The organism is Solwaraspora sp. WMMA2056, from assembly GCF_030345095.1.
Classification (GTDB): Bacteria; Actinomycetota; Actinomycetes; order Mycobacteriales; family Micromonosporaceae; genus Micromonospora_E.
The window spans coordinates 3424701-3451183 of the sequence record NZ_CP128360.1; the positions used below are offsets into that span (position 1 = coordinate 3424701).

The following is a 26483-nucleotide window of genomic DNA, read 5'->3' on the forward strand; positions in this document are numbered from 1 at the left end:
GGGGGTGAGGTGGATTCCGCCATCTTGGACCATCCATGCCTGTCAGCGCAACCAGACTAGCGTGGTCCAGCTTGATCATTACGGCCGACAGGCCGAGATGGTCTCAAGATTTTTCCATGGAAGAATTGACTGACCAGATTCGGCGTGCCACTGTCGATCCAAGCGAGTTACTAGATCGCGACGATCTGTGATCTTCAGTCCTCTGTGCCGGTGGTGCCCGTTCCGTCGCCGGTCAACTTTCGTGCACCCTGTAGGAGTCCCGCGATGCCTCCGTTGCGCCTTGAGCTGCCTGAAGACGACCCAACAGACCGGAAATCCGAGCACGGCGACACGTCCGACCAATGGCCGCTGCGTGGGGTCCTGATGTGCGCGGCGTGTGGGCGGCGGCTGGAGCCGTTGTGGACCGCTGACGGTGGTCGGGCGTACCGGGGGCCGTGTGGTTGTCGGCTGCGACCGGTCGACGCCAACCGGATCGAGCGGCTCGTCGGCCTGTCCATCGCCCGCCGCCGCCCCGACCTGGCCGTCGCCGCGACGCCGCGTACCCAGGCTGAGGTGATCGGCGACGCCGTCGATCAGGTGTACGTCGGTGCTGACGCCGACGAGGTGCTGATCGTCTGGCGCACCTGAGCCGCCCCACCCGCCCCACGCGATCCCGGCCGACGCGACCCCACCCACGGACCAGCCCCACCCTGTCACTGCGCCGACGAGGAGCCACCATGCCCACGTACCCGCTGGCTGACGACCTGTTCCGGATGGCCCACCACCGGCTCCACGGCCGAACACTGCTGCACCCCCGGGCACTGCGCCACGGCCTGGCCGCCGCCCTGCTCGCCGAACTGTTCTACCCACAGTGGATCACCGTCCGGCACGGCCGGGTCGCCGTCGGGGCGAGGATCGTCCCACCGGACGATCTGGTGCACGGCCTGCTCGCCCAGATCAGCGCCGCACCGACCCCGCAACCGGTGCGGACCTGGGTGGAAGTGCTCAGCGACACCGCCGTACGGCAGGTCACCACCCGGCTGGCCCGCGCCGGCCACGTACGCCGGGAAGTGACCCGCCGGCGCCTCGTCGGCCGCGACGAACGGTGGGTGCCGACGGACATGAACACCGCCGCCTGGCCGACCGCCCGGCTGGCCACCGCACTACGCGCCCGGCGGCGTCTCGACGTCACCGACCAGGGCCTCGCCGCTCTCGCCTGGGCCTGCGGCCTCGACCGGCACCTCCTCGACGGCGCACCGCCGCACGCCTACGACGACCTGCGCCGCCTGGTCGACCACGGCTGGCCGCCGATCGCCGACCTGGCCCGGCAGACCCGCGCGGCGCTCGGCCGCACCGTCGCCGCCCACCGGGGCTGACCGACGCCGGCCCGGACGCCGCCCACCGAGCTGGGGTCGGGCCGATGGCGGCAACCACCGGCCCGACCCCGTCCCACCACCGACGACAGAAGACGACGGAAGACGACAGAAGGGCAGACGACGATGGAGATCTGCGCGTTGACCAGCGCCACGGTGCTCGGCTACCTGGCCGGGCTGTTCTCGTTCCGGGTCAAGAGCCGCTGGTGCCCGAAATGCGGCGAACTGACCACCACGCCGCCGCCGAGCATCTGAGCCCCGCGGTCGGCACCGGTCATGCTGGTCGGGTGGCACAACGACAGGACAGGGGAGAAGCGGTGGGCGAGCCGGCGACCGCGTTCCACCGGTCGTTCTGGCGCACCCTCGGCTGGATCGTCGCCGGGCTGGCGCTGATCGCGGCCTGCCTGATGATGGCGGTCAGCGGCCTCGACGGACTGCCGCATCCGCTCGCCGTGGCGTACCTGCTGCTCGGTGCCCTCGGCCTGGCCCTGTTCTCGGCCGGTGTGCTGCGCCTGGTCTGGCAGCTTTTCCAACGTCGGCCCATCGTGCTGATCGGCCCCTGGGGTGTGCTGGACCGTCGGCTGTCGCCCCGGACCATCCCGTGGCTGTCGGTCGCGTCGGTCCGGGTCACCGGCGTGGGCCGGCAACGGTTCCTGACCCTCGACCTGTTCCCCGGTGCGGAACGTGCGGCCCTGTCGAGCCGCTCGGCGCGAATCCTGCTGCGCGTCAACCGGCGGACCGGCTACCCCGGGGTGCACATCGGCACGGTCGGCCTGCGGTGCCGGGTCGAGGACCTGGCCGAGGCGGTGCTGCGACACCGCAATGACGTGGCACCGGGCGGGCCGCCGCGCTAACCTGCCCGGCGTGCCCGAGCTGATCGCACCCACCGCTGAGCTGTACGCGTCGTGGCTCGCCGCCCGCGAGGAGTGGGGCCCCGGCACCCATCAGGACGGCAGTGGGCTGCGGCCGGCCGACGACGTCGACGCGGCCGCCGGGTTCGCCACCTGGGTCGACCGGCTGCGCCGTCAGGGCGACGAGTCGCTGCCCGCCGAAGAAGGACGGGTGCACGCCACCCATTGGTGGATCGTCGAGCAGGACAGCTACCTCGGGGCGATCTCGCTGCGGCACCGGCTCAACGACTTCCTGCTGCGCGCGGGTGGGCACATCGGCTATGGCGTACGGCCGTCGGCCCGGGGCCGAGGGGTCGCGACCTGGGCGCTCGGCGCGGTGCTGCCGCTGGCCGCCGCCCGCGGCCTGGACCGGGTCCTGATCACCTGCGCTGACGGCAACGCCGCGTCGGCCCGGGTCATCGAACGCCACGGCGGCGTGCTGGAGGACGTACGGGACACCGAGCTCGGCCGTACCCGCCGCTACTGGATCACCCTGTCCGACCAGCCGGCAGCGTCGGGGCCGGTCCGGTGACGACGCCGGGGACACCGCGTACCGAGCAGGAAGCGATCGAGATCCAGCGGGAGCTGGCCCGCCGGGTCCGGGTCGACCAGCCGATGCCCGTACCGCCGAGGTTCGTCGCCGGTGTCGACGTGTCGGCCGGGCATCTCATCGACCTCGACCAGGCGGCGGCGATCACCCTGTGTCTGACGCCCAGTTTCCGACTGCCGGAGACCACCCGGCGGGCCGACCGGGCCAGCCGGGAAGCCCTGCGGGGGCAGCGCGGCGACCTTTTCCGTAGCCGCTGAAACCAGGTGTCACCGTCGCACGTCAAGGGGTACGTCGGTCGGAACAGGAACATCGACCAAACCCCGACGGCGGGCGGGGACATTCCTCGCGGGCCGGGGCCATCGACGACCGGATGAGGGTGGACGACGTACGCGACAGCCGATGGATCGCGTTCCTGGGATCACCGCGCTGGTGGTGGCGGTGACAGCGTAGGGCCCGGAACGCGGCCCAGCATCGCGTCCGGGGTGCCGGTGCGTGTCCGGAAGTCGATGCCCGCGTACTCCTGGTAGGCAGCCATGCTGCGGACCGGACCCGAACCGAACCCTCCGACCATCGGGTAGCGCAGCAGGGTCGCCACCCGCCGGCGGCCGGCCCGGTCCCACGCGTACCAGTGGTCGTCGCCCGGCCCGCCGTGATCCATCCAGTGCCGTACCCGGTCGGGGCGGACGTAGTAGTGCCACGCCAGCACCTCGACCGGGTGGAACAGGTCATATCCCCAGGTGAAGGCCCGGGTGGCGAGGTTGATCTCCTCGCCCTGGCAGTAGATGTGCCGGTCGTACGGGACGTCGCGGACGAGTGTACCCGCAGCGAAGAGGAACCCGGCCGCCACGAACCGTGCCCGGATCGGGGTCGTCGCCTCCCGCCAGCCGGGAATGCGGAAGTGACCGAAGCGTGGTAGACCGTCGTCGGTCCACCCGGTCAGGAAGATGAGTGTCGGTTCGCCGGCTCCGACGAACTCCAGGTTCGGGTCGTACGCTGGTGGATAGCAGGACAGGATCGGCTTGGCCGCCCCGGTTCGCTCGGCCATCGCGACCAGCCGGGTGTCCCAACCGGGTGCGAAGCGGGTGTGGCTGTCCACTTGCAGATACCAGTCGGAGTCGACGTAGCTGCGCTGGATCTCGGCCCGCGCCCAGCACACGCCCCGGCTGTGTCGGGCGTCGAACTCGAGCACGGTCACCCGGGGATCGGCGCGCAACGGCGACACGTCCTCGTCGCCGAGGTGCTGCCAGTTCACGACGACGCGTAGCTCGTCCGGGCGGTCGGCCTTCGCGAGGCAGTCCAGCACCGTCGGCACAAGCTCCGGGTCGCGGTACGCGGCGACCGATACGAAGATGCTCACCGGGCGACTCCAACCAGGTTTGTCGCGACAGGTCTCGGGGGTGGACCTGCCCCGCCCACCCATGGGTGGGCGGGGCAGGCGGGGAATCAGCGGACCGCTGACGCGGCCGTCCGCGACTCGGGCAGGTAACGAGCCGTCGTCGGGTCGTAGTACCGCAGACCGTCGTACTGCAGACCGGTCTCGACGTCCAGGTACCGGCCGCCGAGCCGTACCGGCGTGCCAGGGCGGTCGCCCGACCGGCTGCCGTCGGTGCCGACCAGCTCCGGCGGGGCGTCCGCGCCGCCGGTGACCACCGCGTGCACCGTGCCGTCGGTCAGCTGTGCGACCGGGTACGCCAGCGTCGGGTGGTACTCCCACGCCGTCGTGGTCACCTGGCCGGTGCCGTCCCGGTGGTGCTGCTCGACCAGTAGGTCACCGGACCACACGAACCCCGTCTCCTCCAGCACGGTGCCGTCTCCGTCCAGGCGCTGCTTGGCGATCCGCCGGCCGAACGCGTCGTACCGGTACCGCCAGTGGTTCCCGTCGGGAGTGGTGACCGTGGTCAGCCGGTCCAGGTGGTCCCAGGTGAGCCGCCAGTCGCCGTCGGCTCCCGACCGGATGCTGGGCCGACCGGCGTCGTCCAGCGTGTACCGGACCTCGGCCGGAGCGTCGCCGTCGCCGTCGCGGGTCTCGTCGGCTGCGGCCTCGTCGTCCGCCGGCGGTTCGACCGACAGACCCGCGTCCCAGGACCGGCTCACCTCACGCCCGCCGTCGTAGACGAACCTGAGCCGTTGCCCACCGGCCGCCAGCAGCAGGGGCCGGCCGGACTCGTCGTACGACCACTGCGTCACCGCCCCGGACGGTCGGGTCCGCACGGTCACCACACCGGCCTGCTCGTCGTAGACGCTGGACACCGTGTGCCCGTTGACCGTCTCGGCGATGACCCGGCCGAGCGCGTCACGCTCCAGTCGGATCTTCGAGTCGGCGTCGTCGGCTGCGACGATCCGGCCGGCCGGATCGTAGGTCAGCCGGGTCACTGACTCTCCGGTTCGCTGCTCGATCACCCGGCCGAGCAGATCGTACGTGTAGTGGGTGACCTCACCGATTGCGTTGGTGTGTTCGACCAGCTGACCGGCCGCGTCCCACGCGTACCGCTGGGTGCGACCGTCGAAGTCGGTTTCCTCGACAAGCCGGCCGTTCGGGTCGTACGAGTACCGCCAGGTCCGGCCCTGCGGGTCGGTGATGGTGGTCAGCCGCAGTTCGGTGTCGTACGCGTACTCGGTGCGGTTGTCGTCGTCGTCGACACGTGCCGTCACCAGGTCGAACGCGCCGTACTCGTAGTAGGTGCGTCGGCCGTCCCGGGCGACCGCTTCGACCAGGTTGCCTTCGGCGTCGTAGCCGAACTCCTCGACGCTACCGTCCGGGTGTGCCCGCCAGGCCAGTTCACCCTCCAAGGTCCAGCCGAGTCGCGTGATGCCCTGACCGGTGCGGACTCCGATGGTTCGGCCCAGTTCGTCGTAGCGGTAGTGGGTTTCGCCCTCGCCGGTGGTGATCGACGTGACCTGACGTACCGCGTTGCGTACGACGACCGACGGACCGACCTGGACGGCCGTGCCCTGGCCGTCGTCGGTCGGCCGGTCGAACCGCACCACTTCGCCGCTGGCGTCGACCTCCGCGAGCACCCGGCCATCGATGTCGAACTCCCGGGTGATCGTGGACCCGTCGAAGTCCGTCCTGGCTATTTCCCGGCCGTGTTCGTCGTAGCTGGTCGTGGAGCGGCTGCCATCGGGGCGGACGACAGCGGTCTGCCGTCCCTCGGTGTCGTACTCGTAGCGGGTCGTCCGGCCCAGCGGGTCGGTCCGGGTCAGCAGCCGGTACGCGTGGTCCCACTCGCTACGGGTCGTCGCGCCCAGCCCGTCGATTTCCGCGACCACCTGCAGGCGGTCGTTGAGCTCGTAGGTGTGCATCGCGCCGAGCGAGTCGGTGACGACGGTCCGGCCGTCGGAGTACTCGAACCGGTAGCGCAGGTAGCCGTTCTTGCCGTCGGTGTCGACGCAGCGGCCAGCGTCGTCGTAGGTGTAGGTGTACCACTCACCGTTGCGGTCCTCCCAGCGCACCACCCGGCCGTCGGCGTACTCGAAGCGCTCGGGGTCGCCCGAGGAGTTGATCACCTCGGTCAGTTGACGGTCCTGGTCGTATCCGTACCTGGTCGCCTCCACCAGCAGCCCGTCATGGTCCGGCAGTCGCAGCGCCGTCACCAGCCCCTCGGACGACGAGATCTCGATCGTGGCGCCGGCCGACGAATGAAGCTCGGTGACCGTGCCGTCGTCGTCACGGGCGATCGACCACCGGAGACCGCCGTCGGTGATGTCGCTGACCAGCGATTCTCCGTGGACCGCCGGGGCGAACAGCGACACCCGGTCGGACACCGGGTCGGTGAGCAACCAGCCCCCGCCCACGAGCCGACGCAGCGGCCATGCCCGCCCGATCGTCGGCAGCGCCGTCTCACCCTCACCGACCAGCGGATAGCTCAGGATGGATCCGTCGGACGCCAGGTAGCGCACCTGCTCACCGTCGATGATGACCCGCTGGTCGAGGGGCGAGGCCCAGCTCGGGCCGAACGACCGTCCCCAGCGGTAGTCGGAGCGGTACGTGCGCACCAGCGGCAGACCCGGCACCTCGGCATCGGTCGCGGTGAGAATCATGCGGCCGGTGGTGACGTCGATCGGGTCGCCCTCGCAGTCGGTCTCCTCGGTGCTCTTCGCTGTGTAGTACGGCGAATTGTCACCGAACGACGGTCCCGCGTAGGCGCCACCGTAATACGAGTCGCTGCTCGACGAAGTAGTCCAGGTTGCGTTTGGATGTGTAGCTGCTGGCAATCTATGGTCATATGTTACGTCACCCTCTTTGTACCTCGTTCCGAAGTTTGCTAGTTGCGAGTTGCTATCTTGTGGTTGATCTTGTTGGGTGTAGCCCTGTTGGGTGTAGTCCTGTTGGGTGTACCCCTCTTCTTGAATGGCGGCGTACGATGAGGTGGATTTTCCTCGGCTCGAATGATATCCAGGGCTACCGGATCCCGAGCGCGAGCTTCGAGAGGAAGAGTTGGAGTCCTTGCTCGACCTCCTACGTGACCACGAGTGGCGCTTCGGTGATGTTGCCATCGAATCCTGGCGCTGAGGGTGAGCAGGTTGCGAGAAGGTGTAATCCTCGGAAAATGCTTCCCAGTTTTCGATAATAGAACGATTAGGAAAATAGCCAAGAGGTTTACTCAAGTCCGAAGCATCGGCCCATGTCCCGGTATTCTGTCGCGTTGGGGGGACGTAGATGCTTCCATCTGAGTCGAGGCGTGCCCGCGACATCCCCGCGGTGATGTCGCCGACAGACGTGTCGTTGATGGACGACTCCTCGTCTTGATGCGCGACCTGAAGTTCCATCAGCTTTCTCTTCAGGTCGCGTGTCTCTGGGGATTTTCCGAACGTCGTATGGAAGTGAGTTAAGTGTGCAATCAAGGATTCAGCATTTTGATCCGCTCCGAGGATCGACTCCCTTCGCTGGTTGGCGTCAGTGCCCTCAAACAATTGGGACAGCATGTATATGTAATCGCTGCCTCGTCGTTCATTTGGGGTTACGTTGGGGATTGTGAATTGCAATCCTTTCCGGTTGTTCTCTGCCTCTCGATATGTAAATTGCTGATACAGGTCGTTCTGTTGCGCATCGAAGGATTGAGTGGTCTTTCCCTTGTAAAGCTTGGGGACAGCTTCGTATTCGCTTCTGTTGCTTATGAGATACTCGTGGCTTTTTGCTATCGTGCCTTTGCTTACGAATTCCCAGGCAACGATGCGCAAACCATCGATCCGACCCTGCTTGACAAGTTCGAATAGCGCCTCAAACTCCACGTCGTGCAATACGCTCGGGACCATGACGGCTCGAAAGACATGAGCGTCGATTACCCCTCCGGAGACATCGACGAGTTTGTGTGAAAATGCTTCCCACATGCGCCCCAATATCGGTGGGTAGTCGGTGTATCCGGAAGTGCCGAACATGAGATTGTCAAAGATGATCCCACCGGGGGTGGATTCGAGGATTCGCTGACCCGCACTCTTGGTGATGCGCTCGGCCACCGCGGGTCCAAGCTTGCCCCATAGTGCAAGATTTGATTTAAGTCGCCCAACTTCCTTCTTGAGTTTCTTCTCGAAATCTCGATCGCCTTGGTGCTTCACCCACCAATCCGAATTGACGGAAAAAGCATAACTGTTCGCCAACTCTTCGGCGAAGCGTTTGGCTCTGTCGTAGGCCGAGCCAAAGCGCTTTTCCGATGCTGCCGAGATCTGCTGCGAAGAATAGCCGTCATCCTGCAGGGACAGTTCGTAATTGACCTGTTCCTCGAAGGCTGCGAGACGCCTTTGTAGGCGCCTGTTTTTTTGGAGTCTATTGTACGCAGCCAGGCGGGCCCGGACTTCGTCCCAGTCTTTCTGGGCTTTCCCGACTCTGGAGTTGGGATTGATGTCTGGTGGCGGTTCGCGTCGCAAGTCCAAATATGTCGAGCTGCTTGGTGAATTCGAGTAGCTCGTGGGCGAATCAACCACTTGATCGGTGGGGTCCTCGGCTGGGAGTAGGCTGGAGCCAGGTATTCCCATCAGTTCGTTATTCGATGGAGGGCGCCCATGTCTCGGATGATGGCTGGGTTCGCTGTGCGAATGGCGCTTTCTCCGGTGCGACCCGCCGTCCCGGCTGGAGCTGTCCGATTCACGTGAGCTCCGTCGACTGCTGCCGCTGCTGCTGCCGCTGCTCTTGTTCTTGCCCACGCCGCAGCCGGTCAGGCCGAGCGGGTCGGCGATGGTGAGGGGGTCGTCGACGTACGCGGTCGGGTTGGGTCCGCCGGCCAGGCCGAGAGGATCCGGGCTCAGATAGCGGGCCGTCGCCGGATCGTAGTAGCGGAACCGGTTGTAGTGCAGTCCGGTCTCGACATCGTGGTACTGGCCGGGGAACCGTAGCGGGGTGCCCGCCGGGTCACCGCCACGGCCCCACAGGTCACCGCGCGACCACCAGCGCAGCTGACCGCCGGACTCGACCAGATGGGTCGGTGTCCCGATCAGGTCGGTGACGACGGTGTCCACCCCCTGGTCGCCGCCGGTCTGGGTCACCGGTGCCGAGCCGTCGGGCCAGTAGTCCCACGAGATGGTGTCGGCACCGTCGGTCTGCTCGACCATCAGGTCGCCCGCCCAGGCGAAGTACACCTCCTCGGCGACCGAACCGTCACCGGCGAGGCGCTGCTTCGCGACCCGCCGACCGAAACCGTCGTACCGGTAGTGCCACTGGTCCCCGCCCGGCGTGACGACCCGCACGAGCCGGTCCTCCGCGTCCCATACGAACCGCGAGGTGCCCCCGGCGTCGGTCCGGGCAATCAACCGGCCGCTGTCGTCGTAGTCGAACCGCGCGTCGTCCGACCGCAGGAGCATGCTGCCGTCGAACTCCCAGCGCCCGTCGCCCACGCCGGCGAGGCCACCGGCCACGTCGTAGTGATAGCGCTCCCGCGCCCCGCCGGCGGCGGTGACCGTGCGGATCCGTCCGACCTCGTCGGCCTCGAACGAAAGGTCGTCGCCGAGGGTGTCGGTGATGCCGACCACCCGGTCGTTGCCGTCGTAGTCGAACCCGCGTACGGCGACGTCGGCGATGTGCTGCGCCGACAGCCGGCCTGCGGCGTCGTACGTCTGACGGAGCGCGACCACCTCGTCGACGGTCCGGCTGATCTCCCGGCCCGCGGCGTCGTGGCCGAAGCGCACCACGTGCCCGCCGGTGACAAGCATGACCGGCAGGCCATCCGCGTCCAGGGTCCACCGGCTGGCCCGACCCGACGGCGTGGTCCGGGCCACCACCTCGTCGCCTTCGTAACTGGTGCGGACGGTACGGCCGTTGATGCTCTCCGCCACCACCCGACCCTGGTCGTCCCGCTCGAACCGCACCACCGCGTCCGGGCTGGTCACCTCGGCGAGATAACCGTCCGCGTCGTACTCCAACCGGGTGACCAGGTCGCCGACGCGGCGCTCGACCACCCGGCCGAGCAGGTCGTAGCGGTAGTGGGCGGTCTCGCCCGCCGCGTTCGTCCGGCTGGTCAGCTGCCCGGCGGCGTCGTAGGCGTAGCGCTGGGTGCGACCGTCGTAGTCGGTCTCGGTGACGAGACGACCGGCCGCGTCGTAGGTGTACCGCCATACCCGGCCACCCGGATTCGTCACCGCGACCAGCCGCAACTCCGTGTCGTAGCTGAACTCGGTACGGTTGCCCGCCTCGTCGATCCGCGCCGTCGGTAGATCGAACGAGCCGTACTCTATCCGCACGGAACGCCCCAGAGCGTCGATAGTCTCCACCAGATTCCCTTCGCCGTCGTAATGCCATTCCTGAGTGGAACCATGTGCGGTCGCGCGCCAGGCCAGGTCACCCTCGGCCGTCCAGCCGAACTCGGTGACGGTGCCATCGGGCCGGCGCGCCAACCTGATTCGGCCGAGGCCGTCGCGGACCAGTTCGGTTCCGGGTACGAGATCGGTCGGCGGCTCGTCGTCACCGGCCGGGTGGTGGCTGCCGTCCGGGCGGATCGTCGCGGCCAGCCGCCCCTTGTCGTCGTACGTGAAGCGGGTCGTCCGCCCGAGCGGGTCGGTCCGTTCCCGCAGCCGGTACGCCGCGTCCCACCGCGACCGGGTGACGCCGCCGAGCGGATCGACTTCGGCGACGACCTGGAGCCGGTCGTTCAACGCGTACTGGTGCACGCCGCCGAGTGAGTCGGTCACGACGGTGCGACCGTCGAGGTACTCGAACGCGTACCGCAGATGCCCGCCGGCACCATCGGTGGACACGCAGCGGCCGGCGCGGTCGTAGACGTACGTGTACCACTCCCCGTTGCGGTCGTCCCACCGGACGATCCGGCCGTCCTCGTCGTAGCTGAGCCGCACCGCGTCACCGGACGAGTTCCGTACCTCGACCAGCCGGCGTCGCTCGTCGTACCCGAACGACGGCAGCTCTACCTCGTCGTCGCCGTCGGCGGGCACGAACAGCGCCCCGGTCACCAGCTCCCCGGAGGTACGCAGCTCCACCTGGTCCCCGGTGGATGACGCCAGGAGCACCGGTGCGCCGGTGTCGTCGCGGACGACGTGCCACCGTCGACCAGCCGCCGCGACATCGGACAGCATCGCCGCACCGTCGCCCCCGGCGGGGGCGAACAGCAGCAGGGCTCCGTCGGTGACGAGTGCCCAGCCACCGCCGACCAGCCGACGCAGTCGATCTGGGCGGCCGAGGACCGGCAGCACCTCGTCGCTCTCGGCCGGCAACGGATAGGTGAGGATCGAGCCGTCGGCGGCCAGGAACCAGGCGTGCCGGTCGTCGGTCACCACCCGTTGGTCCAGCGTCGAGGCCCAGCTGGGCCCGAAGGAGCGGCCCCAGCGGTAGTCCGAGCGGTGGGTACGGGTGAGGCGCAGGCCGGGCAGGATCATGTCGGTCTCGGTCAAGATCATGCGACCGGTCGTCACGTCGATCGGGTCACCGACGCACAGCGTCTCGGCGGTCGATTTCACGACCACCGCAGGCGGTACGTCGCGCAACGACCGTCCTCGGCCATGCTCGTACGCGGCGACCGACTCCGGCGCGTGGTCGGCCTCAGCCGGCACCGCAGCTTCGGTGCCCGCGACGGCAGGTGGCGTAGACCGAGCCTCGATCGCGGGACCGTCGACCGCGACCACCGGTGGCGATGCCTCGACCCGGTCGGTGACAGGCCCGGCAGGCGGACGTTGGGGCTGCGTGGACGGCGACTGCGGCTCCGTGTGCGCTGCGGGCGCGGCCTGCTCAGCGGACCCGTGCTCGGGTGGGTCCGCGTGGGACCGCGACTGCGGTCGGTGCCCGGCCGCACGATCGGTCCGTCCTGGAACGGCAGCCGGTGGGTCCACCGGGGGAACCGACGAGTGCGCCGAGGCAACCGAGCTGTCTACCGGCGCAGCCGGCGTCTCTGCCAGGGCTGCTGGGGTGGCTGACGTGTCTACCGGGGAGACAGGCTCGCGGCCGTACGCACCGTTGATCTCGTCCCAGGTCAGCGGCGACACAACCTGGTCCTGGGTGGCTGGGCCCACCGCTGTGTCCAGCGGCGCGAGCGGCACCGGTGACGGTCGGCCCGACGTACCCAGCGCGAGTCCGGTCGTCGATGGGCTTTCTGTCCGGGCGCCGGCCGGCCCGCTCTGCGTGGCCGCCGAGGAGGATGTGGCCCCCCCGGGTGACCCGCTGGTCGTGGTGGCGGTGGAAGGTGCGACCGGGGCAGTGACGCCGGGCGGTGGGGCGGTACCCGATGACGTGGCGGCAGCCGGTGCCACGACGTCGCTGTCCAGTCCAGGTACGCTGCCGTCCAGTCCAGGAATGACGCCGGCGGATCCGACGGTAGGCGCAACGACCGCCGCGGCCGGAGGCGAATCGGTATGCGTAACGTCTTGACTGCCCCGGTGCGCGGAGCTCGGGCTCTCCTGAGCAGCGTCGTGCTGCGTACCGGCCCGGTCGACGTCGTGCTGCGGCCCGGCTGGGAATGAGCCGACGCTCTGCGCAGCCGGGCTCACCGGCTGCGTACCGGTCGGCTGTGGGCCTGCTTCCACGACGATGCCGGCGGCGGACGGCACCGGGCCCGACGGAGCAACCGGACTCAACGGTGGCGGAGAGTCCTCCACGCCAGGTGTGGGCTGACCCACAGGAGTGGTGTCGAAACCCGGTAGCCCGCCCCGCCCGTCGTTGGCCGGGGCGGGGACAACAGGTTGGCTGTCCGGCTGCCCGACGCTCCCCGGTCGGTCGCCTGACGGCTGGACGACATCGGGCGACGGGTCTACGCCGCCGACGGTTCCGCCGTTCGGCACTACGGGCACCTGGCCCGATGCCAAGGAGTCGCCTCCCTCCGGCGCGGCGGCACCGCCGGGAACGAGCGGAGGCGCGGTGCCACTCGGAACAGCCCGCGAAGCGGGGCTGTCGGCCGGCGGATGCTGATCTCCCTGGGGCGATCCCACTCCGGCTCCGACCGGCGTCGGGGCAAGGCCATCGTCGGTCGGCTGCCCCTGTCCCGTCGCGGCATCGTAGGGCGGCGGCGCCTGCCCGGCGGGCGAACCGTCGTACGGTGCGGGCGCGCCCCCGGGCAGTGAGCCGTCGTACGGCGGCGGCGCACTCTCGGGCGGCGGCAGTCCTGCTTGATTCGGCGGTGCGCCCTCGGGCGACGGCCTACCCTGGCCGGGCGTCGCACTGTAGGGAGGTAGCTGGGCACCTCCGGCTGGTAGATCGACCCCGTCCGACCCGCCGACGGCCGCCGGATCGGTGGAGCCGCCTGCTGATTTCTCCGAGCCGGCCTGGAGCCCCCCGCCCTTCCCGGACGGGTCCTGACCGTACTCGGAACCGCCGCCACCGCCGACGGCTTCGCCCTTCGCGCCGCTGCCGCGCTCAACCAGATTCTTGCGGTCTCCAGAATCGGAGATGCTGTCGGCATCGGGAGTCTTCTTGTCGTCGCCACCGATCGCCTTGCCGAACTTGTACGCGTTGTGGCTGGCATACGTGCCGATGGCTGACGAGACCGCGGTGGCCAACGGGTTGAACCCGCTTGCCGCGCCGAGCATCGCCATGAAGGCGAACTCGCCCAGCGTCTCGCCTCCCGCCCCCAGACCGGCCTTCCCATGCGAGGTTTTCGCGAGTTTGGGGAAGTACCGTCCGCCGACAAGCTGGAAGCCGCTGGCGAAGGCACCGATCGTGACGCCACCGGCGGCGGAAAGGCCGAGGTCCGTCCAGTCGAAGCCGCCGCTCTTGTTGTCCTTCGCGAGGACGATGCCCTGCGCCGCGACGTTCTCGGCGCTCTCCTGGACCCCCTCCTCGACGGATTCCAGCGCGAGCCGGGCGATGAGTTGGTGTAGCCGGTTCTCCAGCTTGTCGAGCAGCTTCTCGGTGATCTCCTGGCCGATCTTGAGGTACGACGGGACCAGCGAGGCGCCGAAGCCCGAGGCCATCGCCAGGGCGATGTCGAGGACGATCACGAACGCCGCGACGACGATCTGGACCTGCCCGTAGTCGATCTGCTGATTGGCCTGGTCGGCGATGTTGCTCGCCACGAGCGCCCGCCGCGTTCCCTGCGGCACCGGATCGGTGATAGTGCGGTGGAACTGGGTGAACGCGTCGGCCGCCGGGCCGTCGAGCTTGCCGTGCAGTCCCGCGCCGAGGGCCTGGATCGCCGCGACGGTGCTCAGCAGGTCCCGCCCGAAGGCGTCGAGTTCGACGCTCAACGCCTTCAGCTCTGGCGGATCGCCCTTGGGGAACCTCTCGCCGACCGTGTACAGAATCGCGTCGTACGCCCACTGCCAGTTCGGATCGTTGGGAATGTTGAAGCTGACCATGAGCGCGGGTCAGATCGGAACGGCGGTGCCGTCGGGTAGGAAGCTGACCAACATCGGTTGGTATCCAGGGGACGCCGGGTCGAAGTCGGCGTCATCCCGGGTCCTGACCAGGAACAACTGGCCGTCTCCCGGGTCGACGGGTCGGTTGTCCGGTCCGGCGACGACGTGGTGGTCCACCAGCGGTTGGACCGAGTCGTAGCAGTTGAGGTCTAGCCGGGCGACGCCGTCTCCGAACGTGTTCAGCTTCTGCAGCTCGTAACCCTCGGGAACCGGGGCTCCGTCGATGAGGACCCCGTCGGTGCGGTAGGTGACATGCGAGGACAGCAGCGGCATCGCGGCGGCGGAGTCGCCCGGCGCTTCGGCTCTGATCGAGAGACTGTGTGTTGGGGTGAGTTGTGTGGCTGGGTTGTCGGTGTGGTCAGGGGTTTCTTCCATGACGGTGAAGTTCTGTGTCGGGGAGAGCTGTACCGGTGGCTCGTCGGCATGGTCGGGGGCTTCCTCCATGACTATGAAATTCTGTGTTGGGGTGAGTTGTGTGGCTGGGTTGTCGGTGCGGTCAGGGGTTTCTTCCATGACGGTGAAGTTTTGCGTCGGGGAGAGCTGTACCGGTGGCTTGTCGGTACCGGACGGATCAGGGTGCACCGCCGACCGAGTCGGCAGTACGGCGAACTCGTCACCGATGGCACGGCCAGCCTCGTTGGCCTCGTCCTCGGCCTGCTGGTAACCCTCACCGCTGATCCGTAGGCCCGTCGCGGCGTACTCCAGGGTTCCTCGTACACCCAGGATGATGCCTTCGACCACATCCATCGTCTGGTCGAACTGCTTCCTGAATTCGTTGCCGATCTCGTCGTCGCCCCACGCGCCGCCGTACCGGGTCCGTAGGCCATCGAGACGCCGTAGCTCGCCGTCGAACATGGCGAGATGCCCGTCGTAGGAACGGCTCACCCAGATGACGCCCTCCGGGTCCACCCACAGTGCACCGTTGAGGTCGCTCACGGCTGCTCCGGGTCGAGGCCGAGAAGTTGCCGGACGCCGCTGGTCATCCGTGGTCCCTCAGGCGGCAGGTACATGTCGACACCAGCCTCGCCTCGAACCATCTTGGCGGCGTTCATCCCGTCGGGTAGTAGCGGAGCGAGCAGGTCCGCAGCTTGTTCCATGACCAGTTCCTTGGCCTCGGCGAAGGTCTGGAGGATGGTTGCCTGCAGCTCAGCGGGCGGCATCCGCCGGTACGCGCCGGTCGGGAAGGCGATGTCGGTGAGCACCCCGTTCTGCCCCACCGTCACCGTCACCTCACGTCTCGGCGAGGTGGCCGTGGCCTTGATCTTGCTCATCCGTTCCTGGAGGTCCAGCACGTTGCTGCGCTGACGCTGGTACTCCGCGAACAACTTCTCGATGTGATCGTCGAAGCTCATGGGCCGGCTCCCTTTCCCTGCGGCCCTCAGTACAGGCCGACGGAGCCAGGTCTGGAAGCGTGATCGTGGTTCACGGGCACGAACGTGCATGGCTTTTACCCCGTCGCACGCCTCCATGCTCCACCGTCCATTCCCGACATGCGACAGCGCAAGGTGACACGACGGTGACGCCGCCGTTCGAGCTAGGGGGAAGTAGGCAGAGTTCCCCGTCATTTCGGACATCCGCTGACCGCTGGGCTTGCCCGTCGTACGGGGCGGCCGGGAACACTCGGGTCGGCGATCGCCGAGCAGGGAGTTCGACGTCGTCACACCTTCGACGTACGACGAGAGGAGTGTCGTTGTGACCATGCCCGTGGTCCAGACCACCGATCCCGGGATGCAGGCGGCGGCCACCGAGTTCGCCGCCAAGACCCAGGAGTTCACCGGCCACCTGCGCAGTGTCAACACTCAGATGGCGACGCTGCAGGCGAGCTGGCGAGGCGACGCCTCGAACAGCTTCAACCAGGCGATGGACAACTGGGAGAGGTCGTTCCAGACCGTGATCAACGAGCTGATGCACATGATGGACGTCATGGGCGTCACGACCGCCGGATACCGAGCCGCGGAGGACGACGCCTCGCAGGCCGCCCGGGACTTCGGGGCGGCACTGCCCGGCATCTGACCCGCTGACCGGTCAACCACCACGCTTCTCAGGAAGGACCCGACGGTGTCCAACTACCGTTTCGACTTCAACCAGGCCGACGCAACACTGTATGACATGAATCAAATCAACGGCCGTATCGCCAGTGCGCTCGCTGAAATGGAGCGCAACGTCGAACGCAGTCTCGAGGAATGGACCGGTGACGCGCGGACGAGTTACTACGCGGCCAAGGTCCAGTGGAACCAGGCCGCGCAGGACATGAGCACCTACCTGGAGCAGGCGCGCCGGACGTTGATGATGATTTCTGAGAACTACGGCACGACTGAGCAACGGCACACCAAGATCTGGAACGACGTCCGCGGCGGCTGAGTTCCTGCCGGCTGCCGGGACGGTACGTCCCCCGGCAGCCGGCTCGCCGCCGGACCGACCGACCCGTGACCAAACCAAGAAAGGAAATTGACGAAAATGGACACGATGTGGGATGGGGACGGTGAGCCACTCGTCGATTGGGAAAAACCCTACAGTTCGTCCCTGAATTGGGATAAGCCCAATCGGCCAGCCGCAGATCAAATGGGGATCTTCGATAAGTTCAACAGTGGGGAGGTCGACGGATTCCCGAACAAGCACCCACCCGGATGGATCGAAGCGGTCATTGACAAGGTCAACGACGACATTGCGGCGGAGAATGACGGAAAGAGCTATCCCTACCTGAGCGACACCATCGACTGGTCTACCTACAGTGCGGACGAGAAGGCTGCCTACGAATGGTACAAGAGCGAGGTCATCGATCGGGACAAGTGGGACGACCTCGTCGACGAATACCACGCTACCGCCGCAAACGAGGACAATGTCTCCTGGGCTGACTTCGAGGAGCCTGATTCGTACGACATAGACGGAGACATCGATGCCCCGGAGGTCAAGGCCTATACCGGGGGTGACAACAAGAATGGTCAGCTCAAGGTCAGCACCGAGGCCATCCGGCACTTCGTGCATCAGATCGACAAGATCGCCTGGGAAGGCGGCGGGATGCTGCTTGACGCCAGTAACAGATTCGACGAGCTCGACATCCGGCCCGGCAAGTTCGCCAAAGCGGAGCTGATGCGGCAGAAGCTCGCCGGTAACGGCGGCGATAACCTCGGCCTGATAGGTGACACCAAAGGTCTGCTGGTGCAGGTGCACCGGACGCTTTTTTCGCTCCGCGAGAGCCTGTTGCAGATGGCCAACTCATACGAGCGTACCGAAGAGGGTAACGAACGCACGGGCAAGGACCTCGAGGAGCGGACCGAAGAGTTCAACAAGATGACCGAGGCGCAGTTCGGTCAACACATGGGTGACACGTGGGGGTACCTCGGGGACACCGGCGACTTCGGCCAGGTCTCCACTGATGGTGCCAAAACCGGGGACTCGGGCGGCGACGAGTAGGCGCGCTCCCTGATTTCCGGGGCACGCGGTGGCGGACGGCACGATGGCGGACAGGTGTGGATAGTCGATGGCAGACGATGAAGACGACAAGGAGTGGGCGCACCACTCCGACCCCAAGGCGACGTTTCCTCCGCTGACGACGGCGACTGAGCCGATCAACGACCTGGAGCTGTGGGCTCAGTCCGACCCTCCCGGCTGGCGGCGGATCAAGGCAGCGGTGAACGGGGGTTCCGCACTCGAAACCGACGCGGGAGCCGATTACGCCAGCACCCTGGTGAGTGCACAGAGTCTGGCCGACGCGGCCGGCGCTTTCCAGCAGGCGGTCAACACCCTGGAGTGGCTGGAAACCTTCATCAGCGTGCAGTCGCACGCGATCGCCGGTGAAGAGAAGGCGTGGCAGGGAACCGCAGCCGATGCCTTCCTTGCGAAGATGGACTACTACGCCAAGTTCCTCGGCAACCAGGCAGAGCGCCTGCGTGGCGGTGCTGGCATGAGCGGCTCGGCGACCCTGCCGAACCAGCTTATGAAAGACTCACACTACCTCCATTGGGCGCAGGAGCAGCTCGACTATCTGGACAAAGCGTGGGCGAAGATCGCCGCGGCCTCCAAAGACGACGTCGCCCACACGGACGGCGGGAACGTTGCGATCAGTTCGACCCGGTTCGCCCGTCCGATGACCAACCAGATGCTGGAGGTCGCGCTGACGCTGGCAGACCAGTACGTACTGACCGTGCCGAAGGTCGTGTCACCGAGCGGAGACGGCAGCCTCAGCCCGGACAGCATTCCCGAGCCCACCGGCCCGCCGACCCTGCCACCAACGGAACCACCCGTCGAGCCTCCGACCGAGCCGCCGACCGAACCACCGGCTGAACCGCCGACCCAGCCTCCCACCGAACCTCCGACCCAGCCTCCCACCGAGCCACCCTCCGAGCCTCCGACTCTGCCCCAGACGGAGCCACCTACTCCACCCTCGACAGAGCCGCCGCCCGTTTCACCGTCGGTCGAGCCGCCACCGGAGGTGGCAGAACCTCCTGCAGTCGAGAGCCCACCGGTCACCGGACCCGAGGCACTACCCGACAGTCCGGTCGGCGGATCTGTGGGCAGTGGCGGCCCGGACGTAGCAGCCCCTGTCGTCACCGAGCCGCCGAGCGACGGGCTACCCGGGTTCGATGCCCCGGCGGTTCCCCCACCCGGCACCTCGCCGGATGCCGATCCTGGCCAGGTCGGCGGCGGCGGTTCCGGCGTGGTGCCGCCCGTCGTCCCACCGATCGTCACTCCGGTGCCGAACACCCCCGCGCCGGGTGGCGGCAGCCAACCGCCGAACGGCGGCGCACCGCAGGCTCCCGCCCCCGGCGGTGGGGTGGATTTGCCGGAGGTTCCCGCTCCGGGTGGTGGGGTGGATTTGCCGGAGGTTCCCGCTCCGGGGTCCGAGCCACCGGTCGTCGAGCCCCCTGCGGGTAGCCCGTCCAATCCTGGTTCACCAGTGCCCGGACCGATGCCGGGCGCACCTGGCGCGCCCGGTCCCGGCCTCGGCGGCGGGGAAGCGGCACCGGACCGCCCGGATTCCTCAGGTCTGGTCGACGGTGACCGGTCGGACTGGACCCCGGGCGAACCTGGGTCGGCGGCTCCGGACGCGCCCGGCGGAGTCAGCCCGGGCGGTGGCGGCCTCGACCAGGTCCCGGAAATCAGCCCGGTGCCCCGGAACGAACAACCGCCAGCGGGGTCGGCTCCACCAGGATCGGCTCCACCAGGAGCTGTGCCACCGATGATGCCCGGAGCGCCGGGTGCTCCGGGGGCGGGTGCCGGGGGTGGCTCCGGCGTGCCGGACCGTCCGGACTCCGCCGGGCTGGTCGACGGCGACCTGCAGGACTGGCAACCGCCCACCGGTACGGTCGACGTACCCGACGCGCCTGCCGGGGCCAGTGCCGGGGGTGCCGGACTGGGCGGCGAAGGAACACCCGCGAATCCGACTGGCTTTTCGACCCCGCCCCCGATCGCGACGCCGTCACAGTCGTCCAGACAGCCCGACGCGGGTTTCGCTCCCGGCACCCACTCCGGACCGGTCGGTGGGGTGCCGCCCATGCCGGGAGCACCCGGGTCACCCGGAGCGCAGTCGGGCGGCAACGGCCAGCCGGACCGTCCGGACGCCGCAGGACTGGTCGAGGGAGATATCGACGACTGGGCCGCTGTCGGGCCGGACCTGCCCGCCGGCCCGCAGGCACCCGGCGGAGCGACGGCCGGCGGTGCCGGGTTGGGCACCGTACCGGTCGAAGCGCCTCGCGACGAGTCAAGCGCCCCGACCGACCCGGCGGCGTCGGCCGGGACGTCCGTATCCGACGTGCCGGGACCCGCCGCCGGGCAGCGCCCCGCAGCGGTGCCGGCCCGGCAGACGGGTGCGGACCGACCAGCCGCGCCAGTCGCCTTCGGCGTACCTCCGGTGGTCAACACGGCTGAGGACCGTGAGCCGGTCGACCGCCCGGACGCCGCGGATCTGCTGCAGGAGGACGAGGTCGTCTGGGCCGGCGCCGACCTGGACCAGCGGAAGAGAACGGACGACCGGGTACCGATCGTGCGGCCGGCGGAGGAGGCAGCCGACCCGTCGCACTGGGACGACCCGGACGGCATCTGGTGGCTACGCGGTCCGGAACCCGAGCGTGAGATGGAGGCAAGAGATGCGTGACGACGTCGAGCCGAGGCCGCTGGAAGCCTGGCGACGGGGGCGACCGGCGGCGCCGGAGCCTGAGGCCAGACCGTTGCGTTGCGGGGGACCGGACTACACCAACGCCGAACGGCTGGAGCTGATGCGCCAGCGGCAGCGGGAAATGGACGAGGCGGCGCGGCGAGAGCGGGAGCAGTCCGAGTCCCGCCAGTCCACCCGGCGCCGGGGAATCAGCGAGAGCGACGGGGACGACGAGTACCCGTCCGAGCGCCGCGCCGACCGGTACGCGGTCGGGCTGCTTCGCCAGGACGACGCGGCATGGGGTGGTACCGGTTGCGGAACTGGGGGGCTCGGATGAGCGTCCCGAGGCAACGGCACTCGGGCCTGACATCGTCCGGCGACCGTCGCCGGCACTATGGAGTGCTGGCATGAGCACCATCACTGTCAAGAGGCCACCGCGCGCGGCCGGACCGGCGGACCCGGAAGGGGAGGTGGAACTGCAGGAGCCTCCGCTGATGGCGGAGGAGGCGCCGCTCGACTTCCGCTCGTTCGCCATGATCGTGCCGATGGGTCTGGGCATGGGCGCGATGATGGCCATGTTCGGCCTCTACAGCCGGGCGCCAGTCATGTATGTGATGGGCGGAGCGATGGCCGTCGGCATGCTGTTGATGGGCGTCATGCAGATCGGTCGGGCCGCCGCGGAGCGCAAGCGCCAGATGCGTGGCGAGCGCCGGGACTTCCTGCGCTACATCGCCCAGCTCCGTCGGCAGGCCCGGAAGGCGGCTGAGGATCAGCGCCAGGCGGTCGTGTGGAACCATCCGCAGCCGCAGTGGTTGTGGTCGGTGGCGATGAGCAGCCGACTGTGGGAACGACGCCCCAGCCACGACGACTTCGGCCGGGTCCGGATCGGGCTCGGCCGGCAGAACGCGATGCTGCGGTTCCTGCCTCCGCAGACCAAACCGATCGAGGACCTGGAACCGCTCTCGTCGATCTCCTTGCGACGGTTCTCCGAGGCGTACCGCACGGTGTCCGGTATTCCGACCTCGGTCGGCCTGCGAAGCTTCACCAGCGTCGAGTTCGAGGGCGAGGCGGACAAGGCGATCGGTCTGGTCCGGTCGATGGTGGCGGCCCTGGTCACCCTGCACGCCCCGGACGAGCTGCGGGTGGCGGTCCTTACGCCGGAGGTGCACCAGGGGGAGTGGGACTGGATCAAGTGGCTGCCGCACAACGCCCATCCGACTGCCATCGACGCTGCCGGGCCAGTGCGTCTGTTCGCCGCCGACCACGACGAGCTGATCGACCTGCTCGGGTCGGAGATCACCGACCGGGGCGACCACGACCGGGAGTCCCGTCCATCGTCCACCGAGCCGTTCGTGGTGGTCGTTGCTCACCTGACCGACCTACCGGACAGCTCGCGGCTGCTCGGCGCGGGCATCCGCAACCTGGTGCTGCTCGACCTGACCGGTCAGATGCCCGGCGGGCCCAAGGTGCTACGGCTGACCCTGGAGTCGGACCGGGTCACCTTCCCCGCTGGGGAGAGCGTCGGATCCGCGCTGGCGGACGGGATGGCCGCCACGGAGTGCGAGGCGTTGGCGAGAATCATCGCGCCGAAACGGACCAGCGGCACCCTCGACGTGGTTGAGGAGCCGTTGGAAAGCGACTTCGAACTGACCACCCTGCTCGGCATCCGGGACGCCAGGACCTTCGACGTAGCGGCCCTGTGGCGTAGCCACGCGCCGCAGCGCAACCGCCTGACCGTACCGATCGGGGTGACCGAGGGTGGTGAGGTGATCGAGCTGGACCTCAAGGAGTCCGCACAGGGCGGGATGGGACCGCACGGCCTGCTGATCGGTGCGACCGGCTCCGGCAAGAGCGAGCTGCTGCGTACCCTCGTCTGCGCTTTGGCCGCCACCCACTCGTCCGAGATCCTCAACTTGGTCCTGGTCGACTTCAAGGGCGGCGCGACCTTCCTCGGCATGGAGAAACTGCCGCACACGTCGGCGGTCATCACCAACCTCGCCGACGAACTGCCGCTCGTCGACCGGATGCAGGACGCGCTCAACGGTGAGATGACCCGGCGTCAGGAACTGCTGCGCTCCAGCGGCTACGCCTCCCTGTTCGACTACGAGAAGGCTCGCGCCGCTGGTGCGCACCTCGTGCCGTTCCCCGTCCTGCTGATCGTCGTCGACGAGTTCAGTGAGCTGCTGTCCAGCAAGGGCGAGTTCATGGATCTCTTCGTCTCGATCGGTCGGCTCGGTCGGTCACTCGGCGTGCACCTGCTGCTGGCCTCGCAGCGCCTCGACGAGGGCCGGATCAACCGGGTCGAGGGGCATCTGTCGTACCGGCTGGCGCTGCGTACCTTCTCGTCGATGGAGTCGCGGTCGGTGATCGGCGTCGGCAAGGCGTACGAGCTGCCGCCCGAGCCCGGCAACGGCTACCTCAAGATCGATACCACCAATCTGGTGCGGTTCAAATCCGCCTACGTGTCCGGGCCGTACCACGGAGCCGGACGGGACAGAGCCGACGAGGCGGAAGACGAACGGCCGATGATCGCCGAAGTCGTCCCGTTCGTCACCGGTCAGGTCGACGTCCGGCACGATCCGGGTCGGGCCCGGGTGACCGAGCCAGGGCACGACACCGCGTCGGAAGCCGTTCAGACAGCCGAGAAGGTCGAGGCCGCGACCGGCCCGAGTCTCGCCGACGTCCTGCTCGACCGGCTCGCCGGCGCCGGCCCGCCGGCCCGGCAGGTCTGGTTGCCGCCGCTGTCCGTCGCACCCAGCCTGGACACGCTCCTACCCAGCGTCGTGCCGGATCCGCAGCGCGGGATGACGGTCGACGACCCGGGTGCCCATGGACGGCTGCGGGTTCCGGTCGGCATCGTCGACCGGCCCGCCGACCAGGTACGCGACCTGCTCATCATCGATCTCAGCGGCGCAGACGGGCACATCGGCATCGCCGGTGCGCCGCAGAGCGGCAAATCCGCCCTGCTGCGCAGTGTGATCCTCGCCCTGGCTTTCACCAACACCCCACGCGAGGTGCAGTTCTACGGCCTCGACTTCGGCGGCGGTGGCCTCGCCTCCATCGCCGGGCTGCCGCACATCGGCTCCATCGCGTCGCGGATGGAGCGAGACCGGGTGGTCCGTACCATCGAGGAGGTCTCGCAGGTCATGGAGCGCCGGGAGTACGAGTTCGCCAAGCGCGGGCTCGACTCGGTGACCACCTACCTGGCGGCTCGCGCCCGTGGTGAGATCGACGACCCGTACGGGCACGTGTTCCTGGTCGTCGACGGCTGGTACACGATGAAGCAGGACTTCGCCGACCTGGAACCGAAGTTCCAGGAACTGGCCTCGCGTGGGCTCTCCTACGGCATCCACGTCATCGTCTCCGCCACCCGGTGGTCCGAGATGCGTACCTGGCTGCGGGACCTGCTCGGCACCCGGTTGGAGCTTCGGCTCGCTGACTCCATGGAGTCGGAGGTGGGTTCGCGTAAGGCGGCGACCGTGCCGAACCTGCCGGGGCGCGGCCTGACCAACAACGGACTGCACTTCCTCGCCGCGCTTCCCCGCATGGACGGCGTATCGAGAGCCGACGACCTCGCCGAGGCGACCAAGTCGGCGGTGGAGGAAGTCGCCACCTTCTGGACCGGCCCGCCCGTGCCGGGCGTACGGATGCTCCCCACCCAGCTTCCGGCGGACAAGTTGCCGGCACCCGAGCCGAGCTTCAGGATCTGCCTCGGACTGGACGAGCAGCGACTCGCCCCGGTCTGGCACGACTTCCTGGTCACCCCGCACCTGTTGGTGTTCGGAGACAACGAGACCGGCAAGTCGAACATGCTCCGGCTGGTGCTACGGGCCATCCAGCAGCACTACCCGCCGTCCGGTGCGAAGGTCGTCCTCGGCGACTCGCGCCGGGATCTCGACACCGCGATCACCCCCGAGTACCAGGTCGGGTTCGGTTTCACCGGAGACAAGCTCTACGAGCTGGCCGGACAGACCGCGGTGTCGATGGACCGACGCGTACCCGGCCCGGACGTCTCCTCCGAACGGATGCGCCGCCGCGACTGGTGGGAAGGTCCGGAGCTGTTCCTGATTGTCGACGACTACGACCTGATGACCCGGTCGTCGGGGCCGGGATCGGTCCTCGACCCGGTACTGCCGCTGCTGGCCCAGGGGGTCTATATCGGACTTCATCTGGTGATCGCCCGCAGTACCTCCGGCGCGATCCGAGCCATGATGGACCCGGTCCTACGTCGCATGTGGGAGCTGGGTACGCCGGCGACCCTGCTGTCCTATCCGAAGGAAGAGGGCAAGTTCCTTGGTGAGGCGGCTCCCCGTCGCCTGCCGCCCGGGCGTGCCCAGTTGGTCACCCGTCGCGGCGTGAAGCTGATTCAGACGGGCCATGTCATATGAAAGGGATGCACGGGTGACTGCGACACTCAACGTCGACCTCTGCCGGATCACCGTGATCGGCCCGGCTCGCCGAGTCGATCTGGCGATTCCGGTCACCACCACGGTGGCCGCCCTGTTGCCCCTGCTGGTCGAGCGGACCACCGACACCGGCTACCTCGCAAAGGCGGGCACCGCAGGAGGGGCATGGGTCCTGCAGCGCCTCGGACAGGCACCCTTCGAACTGACCGGTACACCGGAGAGCCTGGACTGGTTGGAAGGAGAGGAACTGCACCTACGGCCGGCCGAGAGTCCCCTGCCCGAGCTCGATTTCGACGACCTCGCCGACGGGGTGGCCATCGCCGTCAACCGCCGCGACGACCGATGGCAGCCCGAGTACCGCCGGAGCCTGTTCCTGGCGTTGGCGGCCGTCGGGATGGCCGCCACCGCCGTGGTGCTGACCAGACACCACCAACAGCTGCCGCAGGTGGTCGCGGCGGGCGTGCTCGGCGCGATGCTCACCACCGCCGCGCTGATCTGTGGCCGACGCCTGGCCGACGGCGCGTTCTCGCTGCTCTTCGGTGCCGCCGCCGCAGGCTTCACCGCCCTGGCCGCGTCGAGAGCGGTCGACGACACGCCGGGCCATCTCGCGCTGTCCGCCGAGGGCGGTCTCGCCGCAGCTGTGGCCCTGTCGACAGTCGCCGCGTTGCTGCTCGTCGCCCAGCGGACCGTCGCCCCGTCCCTGCCGGTCCGTCCCGTCCTCACCGCCGGGCTGGTGGGTCTGGTCACCGTACTGGTCATGCTGCTGGGCGCGGTCAGCGGCATGAGCGTGCCACGTACTGCGGCCACGGCGGTCACGATGATCTTCGCCCTGATCGTGCTGGCACCCAGGATCGTCGTGAAGCTCGCCCGGTTGCGCGGTCCGCAACTGCCGAAGAGCAGCGAAGACATGTCCTACGACATCGAGCCCGCCCCGCCCGGTCTGGTCCGGGGGCGCACCGACGACGCGGACACGTACCTGGCCGTGGCGTTGATCGCTTCGGCGGTCGTCCTGCCTGTGCTGTTCCACCTAACGATGCGCCAGAACGGGTGGGCTGGCTGGACCTTCGTGCTGGTGGTCGCGAGTGCAATCCTGTTGCGCTCGCGTACCTTCCTCGGCGTCTGGCAACGGATCGCACTCGTCGTCGCGGGTAGCGTCGGCTACCTCATGGTCGTCGTGAAGCTCTCCGAGATGATGCCGCCAGCAGGGCTCTGGATCCTGCTCGGCTCGCTTGTCGTGCTGGTGGTGCCGCTGGTGATGGCGGCGTTGCGTCCCTGGCCCCGGCGGATGCTGCCGTTCTGGGAGTACTCGGCGACCTTCTTCGACGTCACCACCGGCGTCGCCGTGCTTCCAATCCTGGCGCAGATCCTCGGAATCTACGCCTGGGCCCGCGGACTGTTCGGGTAACC

General features: G+C 68.3%; 17 protein-coding genes. 13 read left to right on the forward strand and 4 right to left on the reverse strand.

Annotated features, from left to right (window positions below):
- Positions 1 to 363 precede the first annotated feature (363 nt).
- The 6 genes from O7608_RS15685 to O7608_RS15710 all read left to right on the forward strand — a co-directional run bounded on the left by O7608_RS15685 (position 364) and on the right by O7608_RS15710 (position 3049).
- Entirely contained in the window at positions 364 to 627 is a 264-nt protein-coding gene (locus tag O7608_RS15685; RefSeq protein WP_289210672.1) for a hypothetical protein, read from the forward strand.
- Positions 628 to 716: 89 nt separating this feature from the next.
- Positions 717 to 1355 carry a GOLPH3/VPS74 family protein gene (locus tag O7608_RS15690; protein WP_289210673.1) on the forward strand — a complete coding sequence of 213 codons (639 nt, stop codon included), beginning with the start codon at positions 717 to 719 and terminating at the stop codon, positions 1353 to 1355.
- A gap of 123 nt (positions 1356 to 1478) precedes the next feature.
- Positions 1479 to 1607: a hypothetical protein gene (locus O7608_RS15695; RefSeq protein WP_289210674.1), complete on the forward strand. Its 129-nt coding sequence runs from the start codon at positions 1479 to 1481 to the stop codon at positions 1605 to 1607.
- Between the two features lie 62 nt (positions 1608 to 1669).
- Entirely contained in the window at positions 1670 to 2206 is a 537-nt protein-coding gene (locus tag O7608_RS15700; RefSeq protein WP_289210675.1) for an STM3941 family protein, read from the forward strand.
- Positions 2207 to 2216: 10 nt separating this feature from the next.
- A complete protein-coding gene (locus O7608_RS15705; protein ID WP_289210676.1) occupies positions 2217 to 2774 on the forward strand; it encodes a GNAT family N-acetyltransferase in 558 nt (185 codons plus the stop codon).
- Positions 2771 to 3049, forward strand: a complete 279-nt coding sequence (locus O7608_RS15710; protein WP_289210677.1) for an endonuclease V — start codon at positions 2771 to 2773, stop codon at positions 3047 to 3049. The genes O7608_RS15705 and O7608_RS15710 overlap by 4 nt, the downstream gene beginning before the upstream one ends.
- A gap of 161 nt (positions 3050 to 3210) precedes the next feature.
- On the opposite strand, the gene O7608_RS15715 is transcribed toward O7608_RS15710, so the two are convergent.
- From O7608_RS15715 to O7608_RS15730, 4 genes are all read right to left on the reverse strand, one after another.
- Positions 3211 to 4149: a GlcNAc-transferase family protein gene (locus O7608_RS15715; RefSeq protein ID WP_289210678.1), complete on the reverse strand. Its 939-nt coding sequence runs from the start codon at positions 4147 to 4149 to the stop codon at positions 3211 to 3213.
- Between the two features lie 86 nt (positions 4150 to 4235).
- Positions 4236 to 14516 carry a DUF6531 domain-containing protein gene (locus O7608_RS15720; RefSeq protein ID WP_289210679.1) on the reverse strand — a complete coding sequence of 3427 codons (10281 nt, stop codon included), beginning with the start codon at positions 14514 to 14516 and terminating at the stop codon, positions 4236 to 4238.
- 9 nt (positions 14517 to 14525) lie between these two features.
- Positions 14526 to 15431 carry a hypothetical protein gene (locus tag O7608_RS15725; protein WP_289210680.1) on the reverse strand — a complete coding sequence of 302 codons (906 nt, stop codon included), beginning with the start codon at positions 15429 to 15431 and terminating at the stop codon, positions 14526 to 14528.
- Between the two features lie 77 nt (positions 15432 to 15508).
- Positions 15509 to 15928: a YbaB/EbfC family nucleoid-associated protein gene (locus tag O7608_RS15730; RefSeq protein WP_289210681.1), complete on the reverse strand. Its 420-nt coding sequence runs from the start codon at positions 15926 to 15928 to the stop codon at positions 15509 to 15511.
- 340 nt (positions 15929 to 16268) lie between these two features.
- On the opposite strand from O7608_RS15730, the gene O7608_RS15735 reads away from it, so the two are divergent.
- The 7 genes from O7608_RS15735 to eccD all read left to right on the forward strand — a co-directional run bounded on the left by O7608_RS15735 (position 16269) and on the right by eccD (position 26481).
- A complete protein-coding gene (locus tag O7608_RS15735) occupies positions 16269 to 16589 on the forward strand; it encodes a WXG100 family type VII secretion target (RefSeq protein ID WP_353850546.1) in 321 nt (106 codons plus the stop codon).
- A gap of 45 nt (positions 16590 to 16634) precedes the next feature.
- Positions 16635 to 16937: a WXG100 family type VII secretion target gene (locus O7608_RS15740; RefSeq protein ID WP_289210682.1), complete on the forward strand. Its 303-nt coding sequence runs from the start codon at positions 16635 to 16637 to the stop codon at positions 16935 to 16937.
- A gap of 96 nt (positions 16938 to 17033) precedes the next feature.
- On the forward strand, positions 17034 to 17990 hold the full coding sequence (locus tag O7608_RS15745) for a hypothetical protein (RefSeq protein WP_289210683.1): 957 nt from the start codon (positions 17034 to 17036) through the stop codon (positions 17988 to 17990).
- Between the two features lie 67 nt (positions 17991 to 18057).
- The gene (locus tag O7608_RS15750) at positions 18058 to 20670 is read left to right on the forward strand and encodes a hypothetical protein (protein ID WP_289210684.1); all 2613 of its coding nucleotides are present in this window, start codon (positions 18058 to 18060) and stop codon (positions 20668 to 20670) included.
- Positions 20663 to 21007 (forward strand): hypothetical protein, encoded by a 345-nt coding sequence (locus O7608_RS15755; protein WP_289210685.1) that lies wholly within the window; start codon positions 20663 to 20665, stop codon positions 21005 to 21007. Before O7608_RS15750 ends, O7608_RS15755 begins: the two co-directional genes overlap by 8 nt.
- Positions 21008 to 21077: 70 nt before the next feature.
- The gene (eccCa, locus tag O7608_RS15760; RefSeq protein ID WP_289210686.1) at positions 21078 to 25058 is read left to right on the forward strand and encodes a type VII secretion protein EccCa; all 3981 of its coding nucleotides are present in this window, start codon (positions 21078 to 21080) and stop codon (positions 25056 to 25058) included.
- A 13-nt stretch (positions 25059 to 25071) separates the two neighbouring features.
- Complete coding sequence (gene eccD, locus O7608_RS15765) at positions 25072 to 26481, forward strand: type VII secretion integral membrane protein EccD (RefSeq protein ID WP_289210687.1); 1410 nt, start codon at positions 25072 to 25074, stop codon at positions 26479 to 26481.
- Positions 26482 to 26483: the final 2 nt, after the last annotated feature.

Coding starts and splice junctions, on each gene's coding strand:
- O7608_RS15685 (WP_289210672.1), top strand. CDS start 364: ATGTGCGCGGCGTGTGGGCGGCGGCTGGAGCCGTTGTGGACCGCTGAC.
- O7608_RS15690 (WP_289210673.1), top strand. CDS start 717: ATGCCCACGTACCCGCTGGCTGACGACCTGTTCCGGATGGCCCACCAC.
- O7608_RS15695 (WP_289210674.1), top strand. CDS start 1,479: ATGGAGATCTGCGCGTTGACCAGCGCCACGGTGCTCGGCTACCTGGCC.
- O7608_RS15720 (WP_289210679.1), bottom strand. CDS start 14,516: ATGGTCAGCTTCAACATTCCCAACGATCCGAACTGGCAGTGGGCGTAC.
- O7608_RS15725 (WP_289210680.1), bottom strand. CDS start 15,431: ATGTTCGACGGCGAGCTACGGCGTCTCGATGGCCTACGGACCCGGTAC.
- O7608_RS15730 (WP_289210681.1), bottom strand. CDS start 15,928: ATGAGCTTCGACGATCACATCGAGAAGTTGTTCGCGGAGTACCAGCGT.
- O7608_RS15745 (WP_289210683.1), top strand. CDS start 17,034: ATGGACACGATGTGGGATGGGGACGGTGAGCCACTCGTCGATTGGGAA.
- O7608_RS15750 (WP_289210684.1), top strand. CDS start 18,058: ATGGCAGACGATGAAGACGACAAGGAGTGGGCGCACCACTCCGACCCC.
- O7608_RS15755 (WP_289210685.1), top strand. CDS start 20,663: ATGCGTGACGACGTCGAGCCGAGGCCGCTGGAAGCCTGGCGACGGGGG.
- eccCa (WP_289210686.1), top strand. CDS start 21,078: ATGAGCACCATCACTGTCAAGAGGCCACCGCGCGCGGCCGGACCGGCG.